This is a genomic window from Sphingobacteriales bacterium (genome assembly GCA_016706405.1).
In the GTDB taxonomy this organism is placed as follows: Bacteria; Bacteroidota; Bacteroidia; order Chitinophagales; family UBA2359; genus BJ6.
Window position 1 is genome coordinate 1110891 of record JADJJT010000001.1, and the last position, 14973, is coordinate 1125863.

12 protein-coding genes are annotated in these 14973 nt (G+C 39.8%); 5 read left to right on the top strand and 7 right to left on the bottom strand.

The window, feature by feature from the left end; translation table 11 throughout:
* Window positions 1–20: 20 nt before the first annotated feature.
* Window positions 21–578, top strand: a complete 558-nt coding sequence (locus IPI59_04250; GenBank protein ID MBK7526764.1) for a TIGR00730 family Rossman fold protein — start codon at window positions 21–23, stop codon at window positions 576–578.
* 17 nt (window positions 579–595) lie between these two features.
* Here IPI59_04250 and IPI59_04255 read toward each other — a convergent pair whose 3' ends face one another.
* Together IPI59_04255 and IPI59_04260 are read right to left on the bottom strand one after the other, a co-directional pair.
* Entirely contained in the window at window positions 596–1966 is a 1371-nt protein-coding gene (locus IPI59_04255; GenBank protein ID MBK7526765.1) for a M23 family metallopeptidase, read from the bottom strand.
* Window positions 1967–2195: 229 nt separating this feature from the next.
* On the bottom strand, window positions 2196–4199 hold the full coding sequence (locus IPI59_04260; protein MBK7526766.1) for an OmpA family protein: 2004 nt from the start codon (window positions 4197–4199) through the stop codon (window positions 2196–2198).
* 447 nt (window positions 4200–4646) lie between these two features.
* Between IPI59_04260 and IPI59_04265 the strand changes: the two genes are divergently transcribed.
* Window positions 4647–5009, top strand: coding sequence for a MerC domain-containing protein (locus IPI59_04265; protein MBK7526767.1), 363 nt, complete (start codon window positions 4647–4649; stop codon window positions 5007–5009).
* Window positions 5010–5299: 290 nt separating this feature from the next.
* On the opposite strand, the gene IPI59_04270 is transcribed toward IPI59_04265, so the two are convergent.
* Entirely contained in the window at window positions 5300–6757 is a 1458-nt protein-coding gene (locus tag IPI59_04270) for a T9SS type A sorting domain-containing protein (GenBank protein ID MBK7526768.1), read from the bottom strand.
* A 648-nt stretch (window positions 6758–7405) separates the two neighbouring features.
* Here IPI59_04270 and IPI59_04275 point away from each other — a divergent pair.
* The 3 genes from IPI59_04275 to IPI59_04285 are packed head-to-tail and all read left to right on the top strand — an operon-like array spanning window position 7406 to window position 10813.
* Window positions 7406–8404: a toxin-antitoxin system YwqK family antitoxin gene (locus IPI59_04275; GenBank protein ID MBK7526769.1), complete on the top strand. Its 999-nt coding sequence runs from the start codon at window positions 7406–7408 to the stop codon at window positions 8402–8404.
* Between the two features lie 59 nt (window positions 8405–8463).
* On the top strand, window positions 8464–9186 hold the full coding sequence (locus IPI59_04280; GenBank protein ID MBK7526770.1) for a glycosyltransferase family 39 protein: 723 nt from the start codon (window positions 8464–8466) through the stop codon (window positions 9184–9186).
* 28 nt (window positions 9187–9214) lie between these two features.
* Window positions 9215–10813, top strand: coding sequence for a hypothetical protein (locus IPI59_04285; protein ID MBK7526771.1), 1599 nt, complete (start codon window positions 9215–9217; stop codon window positions 10811–10813).
* Between the two features lie 46 nt (window positions 10814–10859).
* Here the strand turns inward: IPI59_04285 and IPI59_04290 are convergent, their stop codons facing one another.
* The 4 genes from IPI59_04290 to IPI59_04305 all read right to left on the bottom strand — a co-directional run bounded on the left by IPI59_04290 (window position 10860) and on the right by IPI59_04305 (window position 14964).
* Window positions 10860–11768, bottom strand: coding sequence for a pseudouridine synthase (locus tag IPI59_04290; protein MBK7526772.1), 909 nt, complete (start codon window positions 11766–11768; stop codon window positions 10860–10862).
* Between the two features lie 78 nt (window positions 11769–11846).
* The gene (locus IPI59_04295; protein ID MBK7526773.1) at window positions 11847–12326 is read right to left on the bottom strand and encodes a damage-inducible protein DinB; all 480 of its coding nucleotides are present in this window, start codon (window positions 12324–12326) and stop codon (window positions 11847–11849) included.
* 29 nt (window positions 12327–12355) lie between these two features.
* On the bottom strand, window positions 12356–13630 hold the full coding sequence (locus IPI59_04300) for an SAM-dependent methyltransferase (GenBank protein ID MBK7526774.1): 1275 nt from the start codon (window positions 13628–13630) through the stop codon (window positions 12356–12358).
* A gap of 95 nt (window positions 13631–13725) precedes the next feature.
* Window positions 13726–14964, bottom strand: coding sequence for an ABC transporter permease (locus IPI59_04305; protein MBK7526775.1), 1239 nt, complete (start codon window positions 14962–14964; stop codon window positions 13726–13728).
* Window positions 14965–14973 lie beyond the last annotated feature (9 nt).

A 14973-nucleotide genomic window follows, 5' to 3' on the forward strand; every position in this document is an offset into this window, starting at 1 on the left:
ATACATTTTAACAATACAATATGAAGGCAAAAAAACTATGTGTCTTTTGTGGTTCGCGCGTTGGGAACGACCCTATTTATGCGCAATCGGCATTAGACCTCGCACAATTAATGGTGCAAAACAATTTTAGTTTGGTCTATGGCGGCGGCAGCGTAGGCATAATGGGTGTAATGGCCAATTATTTGATGGAAAACAACGGCGAGGTCATAGGTGTTATTCCTCATTTTTTAATGGACCAAGAGGTTGGAAAGATAGATATTACCCAACTTATATTAACCAATACTATGCACGAGCGTAAAGCGCAAATGGCTGAAATTGCCGATGCCTTTGCTATCTTGCCCGGAAGTATTGGCACTATGGATGAATTTTTTGAAATTTTAACCTGGCGGCAACTTGGTTTACACCAAAAACCCATTGTTTTGCTTAATGTCAATGGTTATTACAACAGCTTACAAAACCTAATTCAACAATTTTGTCAATTCGATTTTATAGACAAATCCGTACTGCAATACATCCATTTTACCAATACTCCAAACGAATTAATTGAATACTTGCTCTTGCTCCGCCAAACACATTAAAACAATGCTTATGATACTCAGGGCACAGTAATACTTACCAGCACTTGCCCGGTGCTATCGGTATTATTCCAAACAATTTCGACAGTTTGCTCGCCTTGCCCATTAATTATAGTGCCATTAGTAACTGTCCAGTTGTAGTACGAGCCGGTTGGCGCTAAGGTTGCTGTATATAAATATGATGTTCCGTTACAAGGGTTTGCTACTCCGGAAATAGAAAGATTGTTATCTACAAAAAATTGATGGGTTACCGTTTCTCCGGCATAAGTAGCCTCAAAAATCCACGTGCCACCTTCGGCAGCAGCTGGCAAAAAATACGACCAATACCACCACGAGGCATTATAAGTATCCGAAAAATAAAAATTCCAGTCTTTCCAAACAGTATTATTGGGTTTTTTTATTTTAAAACTCGCCTGTGTACCTGCAATTTGGTCAGCAAGATAAATAGCAAAATAGGCAAGTTCGCTAGGTAAAAAACAGTTATCAGTATTTTTTTGGTCGTTATTGGCGGGGCAACCAAAATTAACAACAGGAGGAATATCATGAGTAAGCAATGTATTAATAGTGGGCTTGTGGTAGGGGCGTTGATTTTCCCACCAACTATCGGGGTTTAGGGTATTGCAAGGGCCACTAAAGGGGTCAATTAAAATAGTTTGGGCTGGGTTGGCATAAAATTCGAAATGCAAATGTGGCCCAGTCGAGCAGCCCGAACTGCCTACAATCCCTAAGTATTCACCTGTTTCTACCGTTTCACCTACGGCTTTAGCAGTTAGGCTAAACTTTTTTAAATGTCCATACCATGCCACCGAGCCATCACTATGTTGTACGTACACGGCATTCCAAGGCCAGTTAATACATTCGCATTCTTCATCAAAATAGCCGTCGCTTTTGCCAATAATAGTACCGGGGGCAGCAGCAACAACGGCAACTTGCTCATCGGCCATCATGTGCCAGCTAAAAGGCCAAGTAAAAAAATCTGTTCCTTTATGGCCATCGTAAGTACGACTATTACAAGTATAATCTAAAATACCAGGACTCGAACTATCATGATCAACAAAATTGCCAATCCCATAATAACTATTATAATTAAAACCATTTATCTGAGCAAGTGGCCAATTTAATAGAATAGATGCCGAACTAGTATTTGTTTTTGCAGTAGCCGAAAAAGGCAGCCCTAATTTTTTAATATTATTCCGGATTTGATTTTTTATTATTTCACGAGCCTTCTCTGATAAACACACTCCATTTATTGGTAAATGCACCTCGCCTCCGTGTGCAGTCTGTTGCTCCCGATAATGGACTTTTTGATTATTTTGAGCGTAGATGCTGTCTTGCAAAAAAAAGATAGAGCCTAAAAATAGAGCGACAATTTTTATTTGTGTTTGGTACATAATTGGGTGAGGAGATTTATATATAGACGAACAAATGAAAATAGTGTGTAAAATTAAGCTTTTATCGAAAACAATACTATATCCGGATAAAAATACAAAAAGCCGTTTGCAGTTGTTACTACAAACGGCTTTTCAATTTTAATTTTCTTTAAATCAACCGCTTAAATTATTGACTGTAATTACTACTCTTACTCAATCAGTTGAAATAAATATCAATTAGTATATTTGTTTAGCGGCGGCCTGCATTTTTAGGACCTGCGGGCATTGCCATATCACTTTCGCCACCATAAACACAACGTATTTCAACGCGGCGGTTAAGGGCGTGTTCGGCATCTAAACCTTTGCGGGCACTTGTAGCCGACAAACCACCGATAACTGGCATAGTAGCAGCTTGATATTTTAACGTTAATTTGTGGCGTGGTACACCGTATTTAGTTGTTAAAATATTTATCACTTCTTGTGCGCGGTTATACGATAATTTATTGCCATAATTGTTGCTGCCTTCGCGAACATCAGTATTACCTACAACAGCCCAGCGGTCGTTACTACACTCTGAAGAGTTAATCATACCGGCTATCATAGCTAATTGCGCTTCGAATTCAGGTTTAACGCCATATCGGTTCGAGTCGAATAGGACGTTTGGCATTACGCGGTCGCAGCAAGTTTTAGGAGCTGGTGGCGGAGTACAAGCTTTAACACAATCGCAAATATTGCCTTCTAAATCTTTACAAGTCATACCAGGGGCTACGCCATATTTATCAACTTTGTCAATCATATTGTAGCGGGTATGTGGTTCTTTGTCGTCGCAGTCTAATACGCCATCACGGTCGCTGTCAAGCATCCGGCCTTTGGTATCAACTGGGCAGCCCTCGCGTGAGTCGGGTTCTACATCAAATAAGTTTGGAACACCGTCATTATCATCATCCGACAAATCCGGAGGAGGTGGTAAATCTTCGCAGCAAGGGGCTTCGTTCAACTCTTGGTAACTATAATCCAAGGGGTTCATCCACCACAAAGGTTCAACTGAGTTTTTGCTGCCAATATTAAAGTTGGCATTAACACCTGTATAAACATAGGTATCATAATCGCGGGTTAAAGCGCCCCATTCTTCCCAACGTTGACCGTCAAGAAGGTCATCATTAGTATAGCTAACACGTGTTTCAAGACCAAGGTTTACGCGGCGGCCCAAACGGAAGGCTATACCAGTACCAACATGGGCTGTGGGTTTAAATGAATATTTTTTAAATGGGGTAAAATCATCCCAATGGCGTTCGGCTTGCGATTCGAATTTGCCATCTAAAGTTTCGTCAATTGCCGACATCATTTCTTTGCGTACCGAAAAGTCAAAGTCTTCATTTGCACGAGCTTCGTTAACCAAATCGGTGTATTGGGCTACCAAGGGGTCAAAATTATATTCATTGCCATCTTCGCCCAACATATCTTGGAAAGTGCGGTAAGCAGTACCACCAATACCAACTAAACCATATAACGAGATGCAAGTTTGACGTTTATGGAAGCGAATATTATGGATGTTTACAATACCCGACAAGCCTAACTCGCGGATTTTGGTTTTATAGTTATAAAATATCGTTTTGCCATATTTTTGACCGTTTGGCAATGCCATGGTATAGTCTGGAACTTTTGTGCCATCGTCTTCAAAGCGGGTATATACCGAGCCAGTATTATCTTCGCTACCAACTAAAGAGCGGTTAGGAATAAAATAGGGATCGGTGTTAATAGAACTTTCTGCCCATCCGCGGGTGGGTTGCCAGTTACGGCCCCAAGTAGTACCCATCATGTAGCTGGCACGCAACGAGAAAATATAACCAAAAGCTTTGCGCACATGCAGTCCAAAGCCAAGTTTAGGGCTAAAATTACCCGAGGCGCTCATTTTCCCCAATCCGGTCTTAATATCGCCACTAACTAATAGTGGGCCAACCGACAGACCAACTTCCCACATATTGCGAGGGCGGGCAGGGTAGTTGTATTTCCTGTCCATAAATTTGTCTTGTTGGTCGTGGCGTTTTTGAGGAACAAAATCGCGATATTCTTCAGTGCGAACTTCCGGGTAGGGATACTCGCATTTTTTACCTTCGCCTGTAGCGCTGGTATCACTTGATTCCTCGCTTTTAGCTGCATCAGGCTGTGCATCATCTTGCGCCATGAGCGGCATTACTCCTGCAAATAATAGGAGTAGGGCAAAAAGCAGGTAATTTTTACTTAACATAGTCATCTTTTTTATGTTTATAATAATTTTATGCTTTGGATACGAATAGGTCTAAAGTAATATAATAAAGTTATTAGCTTATTTAATTTTAGTAGTTTATATGGAATTAACGCCTAAATATACCACTATTATTATTATGGTTATTGTATTTGGTTAATTTTTTTATTTTATTATTAGCCAAGTAGATTTTACCTTAGTCTATCAAGGAGCAAAAATAGGTTTTAAGTTGCCAATAATCAAACAAATTGTGGTTTTTTTTTTGTTTAAATCAAATAAAGTTGTGCAAAAGTCAAAAATAGCGATTTAAAACACAAAAATCGGTTTTTAAATTCATATTTCAAACAATAAATTGTTTATTTGCGGGTATTAATGTAATTTTGCAACATTATTGCAAAAAGCATTTTTAAGTTTCACTAACTAATATATTTGCACACCCAAACACATTTTTTTTACATGTTTAAATATCACCGACTACAGTGGCTTAGTTCCTGGCTTTCGCTTGCCTGCGCTGTACATTGTTTGGCTATGCCCGTTTTAATTCTAATAGCTTCGACTTGGGGCATTGCCAATTTTTCTCACTCTTATTTTGACTATATTATTATACCATTAGTCACGCTTTTAGGGCTCTACAGTTTACAAAAAGATGTAAAATTACATAAAAACAAATGGCCATTGATATTATTCATTCTTGGACTTTCCGGAATAACGATTGGTTTAGCGATGCACCAACATCTTATTACCGGAATAGCTGGGGCATTATTGGCTATAGCTCAATTTTATAATTTTAAATTACACAAACAGATTTGTAAACATTAATTAAGTCTTATTGAGCATTGCTTTTACGAGTGATGTTTTTATTGCGCATTTGGTTGCAAATTTTTACTATACATTATCTTTTGTTTATCTGTTTTTGCTTATTCATTTTTACAGTTTTACTTATTGCAAAAACCATACCGCAAAAATGTATTATTTTAATTACTGAACAATATTGGCCTGTTTTTTCACTCCTTAACCTGACCAAATAAAAAAATGCCGGCAACTATTGGTTTGCCGGCATTTTTTATGTTTTACACCATATAATATATGATGTGCCAATAAATAAGGTCTTATTGTTTAGTAAACTTGCTAATTGTGGTTTCGTTGCCATTGGTAATAACCACTACATACATACCAAAGGGCAAATGGGCAATATTAAATGTGTGCTTAACGTAACCCAAATCGCTTGCTCTATGTGTAGCCATTGGTTTGCCAACTACATCAAAAATAGTAATTTGTACTTCTGTTTGGCTTGGGTTGTTAAATGCGATATTAATGATATCGTTAGCTGGAACCGGGAATAGCTCAACAAGGCCAAAATTGCCATTCTGACGGGTTAAAACGATTACTTTAGCCATTGCGTTAATATTGCCTTCGGTATCAACACTGCGCAAGCGGTAATACGATATGCCAATTGGCGCATTTTCATCGAAATACTGATATTGTTTTTCAATATTAGAGTTACCCGAGCCGGCAATACTTGCAATTGGTGTATAGTTTATGCCATCTGTCGAACGTTCTAAAATAAAGGTTTCGTTGTTTAACTCGGTAGCAGTACTCCAATAAATATCGTTGCCAGTGGTTTTAACCATGCCATAAAAGTCGAGTAAATTAACTGCTAAAACCGATGGTTTGTTTACGTATGCCAAGTCGGTATTTTGGTTTGCAAGATCAAATACACCATCTGTAACAGTAAGTGGGCCTGCTGCGCCAAGTAAAGCCGATTCGTCGTAAATAACCAAGTCGTTGTCTTCAAAATCGTTGGCACCATTAGCTGGCGATACAAAGTACTGGTTATTGTCGGGCAAGGTTTCGGGGTCAACGCCTACCCAGTATTGACCATCAGCCAAACCATCAAAAGCATAAAATCCATTAGCGCTAGTTGTGGTGGTACCAACAATAGCTGAAGTTTTGCCGTCTAAGGCGGGGTCAGAATCATAAAGAACAACGGTTACATCGGCAGGGCGGGGTTCGCCGGCATCAAATTTGCCATTGCCGTTAGTATCGAGCCATACAACACCCGAAATTTGGTGCGTGGGGCAAGCACATTCATCGCCGTTTACAGTGGCCAATGGGGTGGCAGTTAGTACAAACATTGGGCTTGCCGACTCCCAGGTACCTGGTGTTGTTTCAGTGCCAAGTGCCTTTAGCCCACTTAAATCGGCATCAATGGCAGCATAGGCTTCAACGGTAGCTGCATCGGCTAAAGCGTACACTAAGGAGTACATAACGTAATCGCCGGTGGTTACGTTTTCAAAGCCGCCCGATGTTGATACCTGGTCAACCAAGCCATCATCCGGATCTCCGTTTACATCGGCAGCATTTTCATCAACCAATAAATATAATTGGTTTTCGACTGTACCAAACGAGCAAGGTGCCGAGTCGGCTATCAACATACCTGTTCCCTCGCAGTTACAATCTGTGAGTTGTTGTGTGCCACATGGAAATTGTGCCATAACAACTGGGCTGTTATATAGTGCAAAAGTAATAGCACTAAAAAATAACAGTACGTGTAATTGTACTTTCATACTTACTTAATTTAATTCAATAAAGTGTTTGGAGATGTTTTTATTACTAAAACGCAAATGTAGGGGAAAAAAACTTACAAACCTAAAATTTTAGTTCAAAAAGAAGTAAACACTCAGAAAAAACTCAAAAATGCCTATGATGCCAAACCTCATTTAACATTATATAACACACCATCATTATCACGCCATTAGTTTTAAAACATATAAACATAAAATAATGGATATAATCTCCATACGAAGTTATATTGGTTTAAAAGGTCATTAATTGCGTTGAAAAGTTTAATATATTTTTGCTCAAAAAACCTTAAATAAATGGTCAAACTAAATTTCTGTTGCCCCAAAAAATCAAAAATTATTCAGGCAAACCGAGTTCCTCTTAATACTTTTAAATCAGCTAAAAAAGCTCAAACGATTTGCAGTATTTTGTAGGTCTTACCTCCTTCACAGCCCGTTTATATCCGGATTTTGGCCTTAAACTACTATCTTTGGCCGCAAAAACATTGCACAATCAAGACCATGAAGTTTTCTAACTATTTTTTTGTTCAAATTTTGCCTCCTTATTATTATAATGATTATTGCAATTTTAAACCGTTTGGTGATTGCAGACGGTGGAATTTTACATCCGGTATAAACATTATTTATTGTGGTATGATTTTTATACTAAGCGTTCTGATATTATCCGGATCCGGATGCAGTGGTGGTGGTTTAAAAGGCGGAGTCGAAATTACCCAACTCGAAAAACGCGGCGATTCTATATACTACGATTATAAACCCTATTCCGGAAAAGCCATAAAAAAACAAAATAACAAAATTGTATTGGAGGAATCGTATCAAAATGGCAAACGACATGGTTTGGCAAAAGGTTTTTACTTAAGCGGGCTTCCGTATTTTGAAGAAACCTACAACAACGGCAACCGCGAAGGAACTAAAACTATGTGGGCCGAAAATACCGAACGCACTAAAATATTAGAAGAAACCTATGCCAACGGTTTACTTACCGGACTTAGCAAAGAATGGTTTATTAATGGCAAAAAGAAATCGGAAATACCCTACGAAAACGGCCTAAAAAATGGCAAAGCCCTTGAATGGTACAAAACTGGCAAACAAAGCATCGAAGCTACTTACAAAAACGATACTTTAATTGGCAAACGCAAAATTTGGTACGAAACACAATGGCGCGAAGAAGACAAACCTAAACTACTTGAAAATTACGAAAATGGAAAACTGCAAGGCAAAGTAACTGAATACTACCAATCGGGCACGGTAAAACGCGAAACAACCTACCAGAACGGCCAAATTGTAGGCGAGCAAATAACTTTCTATGAAAAATCGGGCAAAATAAGGGCAAGTGTACCCTACCAAAACAACCAAAAACACGGCCTCGCTACCCAATTTTACGAAGATGGCACTAAAAAAGCCGAAAATAATTTTATTGCCAACCGCCGAGAAGGAAGCAGCAAACGCTGGTACAAAAATGGCCAACTCGAATGGGAAGGCAATTTTACCAACGACACCGAAAACGGTGTATTTAAAGCGTACAAACCTAATGGTGTTTTGCGTACTACCGTAACCTACAAAAACGGCCAACAAATTGGCGGCGACCAAACCAGCGAAAAAATTGACACCAAAACTGATGAAACAGAATAATACGTCATAGATGCCCACTCAATTAACTTAAACACTAATATTAATATTTTAATAATACAATGTCGTTGCGCCTTAATAAACACAAACTCAAACAATGGCAGTTGCACCTTATTATTAATAATATTATTAAAAAAATAGTCAAAAAATGGGTGGTTTGGCCAATTTTGTTTTTAGCTCTTGCCCTGCCGCATTTAGGTAAATTTATTTTTGTTGACGAACCACACTTTTTATACAAGGCAGTACCTCAACTGTACGAGGCATTGCGCAACTGCGAGTGGGACCGCACTTTTGTAAGCGACAAACCTGCTTTTATTACAGCACTGTTATCGGGAGTTGTAACCCTGTTCACCAATTTTAACCAATACGACTACACCAACGCACATCACTACCTCTTTTGGTGGCGATTACCCATTGTATTATTTTGTGCTACGTGTATAGCTATAGCCTACCAACTTTGCAAACCTTTGTTAGGGCAAAAAAAAGCGGCATTATGGCTGTTTGCAATAGTAGTTTGCCCCTTGTTAATTGGCGTTTCGCAAATGGTAAATGCCGATGCTACCGCTTGGAGTGCAGCCCTGGTTACCTGGCTGGCTTTTCATAGGTTTTGGCAAACAGGATATTATAAATTCGCCTTCTTATCCGGATGTTTTATGGGATTGGCAATGTTATCTAAATACAATACGCTAATTTTTTACCCATTTTTTTTACTATCCGGATACCTTTTTTATCTTCATACCGATAAAAACAACGAAAAAGCCCCCATGTTGCCCCCTAGTATTTAGGCAACGCTTATATGGCCTGGCTTTACTTTTGCTCATCTCAATTATAACTTATTGGATTGTTTTTCCGGCGGCATGGACAAACCTCAACGAACTGTGGCGCGGCACCATAGGCTCAAAGGCATTGCGCCCGGTAAGGCTGCCTGTAATGGGATTTACAGTGTTTTTAGTAATTGATTTTTGGCTCTTGCGAGGGCATATTTCGGAGTGGTTGCGCAACAAATTGGCATTAAACAACTGGTTTTTAAGGGTTTTATCCGGATTTTTTGCCTTCGGGCTACTATTTTTACTCCTAAATCAATTTTTAGGTTTTTTGTTGTTTAATTACGAAGTCGAAAAATACGGTGCTAAAATTAGTACTTATTTTAGTACCAGTTTTGGTTCATCGCTGTTAATATCTGGGTACAACGCCTTGTATATGTTAGGGTTTGCCATTGTGGCAGGTTTTGGAGCTTACTGTATTTATGGCTTACTTAACCGACAACAAGCCTCGCATTTACAACTATCGGCCATATTGTTTATATTGGCATACTTAGGTGGTTTAGCCTTATTAGGTATTTGGGGTGCAACTCGTTACCAGGCCATTTTAATGCCCATGTATTTACTCATTGGCATTGAAGGCTTATGCTTGTTGCCACGCCCTAATTGGGTTTTGCCTCTTGCCCTTGCTATTACAACCCTCGAAACATTTTGGGTGGCACCCTTTGGGCTGCATTTTACTAATATCATTAATTTTACCAACCGAAGCGTAACTATGGTACAAGGGCACGGTGGCTACGAAGTAGCACAATTTTTAAACGCCCAACCCAACGCCTCTCAACTGCGCATTTGGACAGACCGCGGTGGGTTTAAGCCTTTTTTTGCCGGTATATTTTTTGATGCCGACAAACGCCCCGAAGCCGCTCATGCACATTATTTAGTACTTACAGACGGGGGCTATAAAATGTACATCGAACAAACGCAACTACCCTATTTAAAACCCGCCGACCAAGCCGCATTTATAGCTAAATATGCCTGGTTAAAACCTTACTACCAACAACTCCCCGAATGGGAATTGCACTTAGGCCACAACCCACGCAGTTACGTTCGTATTGTACGAACCGCCGAGCCATTGCCCGGCGCCAAACCCAACCTTAACCTTTATAACGATTTTTTTTGCGACACTTTACAAACCGTTCCGGCTAATGCACCCTTTAGCATATCGGTATGGATATTGCCCGGCGACAATGCCATTTTACAGGGCGGCAACAGCAGTAAATACGGCCTTTATTTAACACCTTTTGAATCCAACTCAAATGGCGCAAAATTCAAAATAGGTTATCATAGCCTCAATCAAACTATTTTTGACAACACTACCGAAAAAACCTACCTGCCCGTTGAAACGCCATTTTTATCCAACAATAAATGGCAACATATTATTATAAGTCAGTATGGCGGGGCGCGTGGCTCAACATTTAAAGTGTATATTAATGGCCAGTTAGCCGATACGGGTTTTGTTCCCGAGTACCAATCGGGGGTGTTTGCCATGGGGGTACTGCCCCAAGCTCAAAACTATGTGCAAGACTTACAAATATACCCATTTTTGCTAAATTCAAGCCAAATTGACTCGTTATACAAAGCAGGACCTTAGTAAAGTAAATAAAAATGTTGTGGGCTAAAATAAAAGGTTTTATTTCTTATTTTACGTCAGCAGCACATTTTTGTACTTCTTTTTCATTTAGGGCGCGCACGAGGCGTGGGGTCATATCGGCAATTTGCAGAGGGCCAAATCCTGTTTGTACCAAGCGCAAGGTAGGAAAGCCAAGTACAGCCGTCATTTGCCGCATTTGCCGGTTAGTAATTTCGTTGGTGGTTAATTTTACCCAACTGGTAGGGATGGCTTTTCGGTAGCGCACGGGAGGGTTGCGTTCGGGCAGTGCTGGGGAGGTATTTAATTTTTGGGCGACAGCACTGGCAGTGCGCATAATTTTGCCATTATTAGTAATTAGTACCCCTTTTTGCAGTTGCTCAACCGCATCGGGGGTAATATCGCCTTCGACCTGCAACATAAACGTGCGGGTAAGTCCTTTAATAGGGTGGGCAATACGGCTACTCCATTCACGGTCATTTGTTAGCAGCAATAAGCCTTCGCTGTCGCGGTCTAAATGGCCAACTGCATATACATCGGTTTCAAAGCCATGCAAATCAGCCAAAACGGGGTGAGTGCTGTCTTTTTCGTTGGTAAACTGGCACAACATGCCATAAGGTTTGTAGCAAACATAGTATCGAAGATCTTCGGGGAGGGGTTGCGGGCGAAGCGTTTTTGTAGTAGCCGGTTTTTTAGCCGTTGCGGGCAGGTTTTTGGCAAATGGCTTTCCGGAAGTGGGCGACGTTTTGCGAACTTTGTTGCCTTTAGTTGAATTTTTATTGACTCCTTTATTTAAAGGTGCACTTTCGGCATTTTTTTCCGGATTTGATTTTTTACCGGATGATTTATTATTAATTGTAGTATTGGCAATACCCTCCGGATTTGATTTTTTCCGGATTTGATTTTTTGCTCCTGTTGTCGCTTTTTTATTGGTCGAGTTGTTTTTTCTTGCTTTCATAATTTTATTATCCGGATAATTGATGGCAATAAACTGCCGTATCGTGTTAAAAAATGCCTAAAAAATCGCTTTGTTTGGTTATGGGCTTACAAAGTTAGCTGTTCTTTTATAAAAAATATAATCGGCTACTAAAGGTTCAATACCGTTTATGCGGCATTCGGTGGCAATTTGCCCGCGGTGGTAAGTTGTGTGATTAATTATATGAAACAAAATATCTTGGGCTGTGTTGCTAAACTGTTCGCCTTTTGTGTTTGTGTAGGTAATAATTTGCTGCAAAGGTACAGATTGTATAATTTGTAGCGTTTGTTGATAGTTTTTAAGGTCTATTTTGGGTAAATCTTCGATTGGATGAATTTGGAAAACGCCAAAATTTGTTTCGCTGTCGTTTGGCATAATTCGTGCATTCCAAATTTGGTGGGTGTTAATGGTATGGTTTAGCAAAAGTATAGCTTTTTCGGAGGTTTTTTGGAAATTAGGATTAGTGGCTAATTTGGCAATCAGCAACTGGTTAAAATGATGCTGGTAATCAAATAAATTGGTGAAAAATTGGCTGTGCATAGCGAAAGATAAATACGAATGAAATTACATTACCTCAACCACTGTTCTAAATAAAGCTGGGTAATTCCGAAATTAGTTTTAAGGGCGGCAATTTTTTGCCAAACCTCGTTACTATTTTTATTATTATTTGCCTCGTCTGCATTTGTATTTTGGTTTGAGGTTTGTTTTTCGGCCACTAAAAGTACATTTTTGGGGGTGTGTTCGGTAGCTACAAACTCAAAAACCCGGGTTTTGTAACCATGTGCCTCTAAAATTAAGGCGCGCAATCCGTCAGTAAGTAATTCGGCCTGCCTTTCGAGTAAAATACCGTGCCGCAGTAATGGTTGCAACAGCGGTGTGGGTTGCAGGTGCTGGCGCAAATGCTTGTGGCAGCAGGGCGCACATATAATAACAGGAGTTTGTAGTTTAATACCCAGCGCAATAGCATCGTCAGTAGCGGTATCGCAGGCATGTAATGCTATAAGCAGGTCGGGGTTTGGTTGTTCTTCTTGTTGTTTAATATGGTTGGTGTTGGGTTGGTAGTTTTTAATGGCTCCGGATATAAAATGCAACCCTTCGAACTGGCATTGCTGGGCAATTTTGTTAGCTTGCGTTACCAATTCTTCTTTTAGTTCTATTCCGGTAATTTGAGGTTGTAAATTGCTCTGTTGCTGTTGGATTAAATAATGATATAAGGCAAAAGTGAGGTATCCTTTACCCGCCCCCATATCCACAATATGCAATTGTTTGCTTAGCAATGGATTGTTTTGCAACAGGTGGTGGATAATTTCGATATAGCGTTGTATTTGCCGGTGTTTGGCCTGCATATTTTTAAGCACCTCGCCATTAGTATTGGTAATGCCTAACAAATACCACCAAATTTGGTCGGTTGGCAATAAATAATTTTTAGTTCGGTTATGCGCTGTATGAGTTGGTTTTATTTGGGTGGCGGCAAAGGTTTTTAGTTGCCATTGTCCTTTTTTTTGGCTATTAATTTCTGTGTCAGCTTGAGTGGAAAAAAGTCTTGCTGTATTAAAAACATGATGTGTTAATAAATGTGTAAGCAGCAACCATCCGGAAGAAATTGGGTAGTTTTTGGTAATATCTTTGGTTTTAAACCTGTACACTGCCTGTAAATGGAAACCCGCCTTTAGCAAAATAGGTCTGAAATAAATATTATTGCATCCGGATAAAGGTATGTCTATGGCAGTATTTTCCGGAAAAGCCAAAGGCAGTTGCAAATTGGTACTTGGATTGCTAAGGGTAATTTTCAGCAGTTGGCTATTTTGCTGGGCTTCTTGGCAAATTTTTATAAAGTTTTGCATACCATACCTAATTGGGCAAAGGCAGTTTTTGTACTTAGACTACCATAAATAGAGGGCAAAATTAATCAATTATGGTTTAAAGATGAGAAAAAAATCTACTCGTACCGCAACGACTCGATGGGGTCAACTAAGGCGGCGCGCCTTGCGGGGTAAATACCCGATATTATACCTACAACAAAGCAAATGACAATACCCAGCAGAAGCCAAAGCCAAGGTATTACAAAGGGGCCTTTTAAAAATAACGACACTATATTGCCTGCCAATATACCTAAGACCATACCCAATAGTCCACCAAGTTGGCAAATTAATATTGCCTCGGTTAAAAACTGAAGCAAAACTGTGCGATTATTGGCCCCAAGTGCTTTGCTAACCCCAATTTCGCGGGTGCGTTCGGCCACAGCTACCAGCATAATATTCATTAAGCCCACTGCGCCGCCCAATAAGGTTATGAGGCCAATTATTGTTGCTGCGCTGGTAATATACCCCGATTGTTCAATAAGTAAATTCGATAGTTCATCGCTTGTTGAGGTTTCAAAATCGTTGTTTTCCTGGTGTTTTAATTTGCGGATACTGCGCATTAAACCTTCGGCCTCGCTTGATGCAGGTTTTATTTCGTAAACTTCGCCAACCGCTACGGTAATAACATACGAAGTGCTGCTTCCGGCATATAAATTTCGGCAGATTTGTATTGGAATTACCGCTATATCATCGCTACTAAACACACTACTCGAACCTTTCGATTTAATAACGCCCACCACTCTAAATCGGCGTGTATCTATTGAAATGGTTTTGTCAATGGCTTTATTAGGCTTGTTGTTAAACAGTTTTTTGGCTACTCCACTGCCAATTATTACAACTTTTTCGCCGGTTTGATGCTCTTTTTCGTTAAAATCGCGGCCATACTCTACCTCAAGGCCAGCAACTTGCAGGTAATTCTCATCTCCACCGGTAATACTTATGGTTGGGTTTGTTTTTTCTTTTTCGTATTGTAAGGTTGTGCCAAAACCTGCCATTGCCGATATAGAAATTATACCCGGATAGGTAAACCGCTCTTTAAACATTTTAGCCTGGTCGAAATTAATGGGCATAGTCTCTGTTTTTTTGCGTCCACGCCGGCGGGTGCCCAATTCTTCGTTGGCTTGCCTAATGGTAAACGAGTTTGACCCCATAGTCGCAAAATTGCTGTTTAAACCTGCTTTCATGGCATCAACAGCGGTAAGTATGCCCACTAAAGCCATTAAACCAAAAGCAATAATCATTAGGGTAAGCGAGGCACGCAATTTATTGCTCCGCACTGCCGTAAATGCTAAAACAATAATATCTGAAAACTTCATAAGGCTATT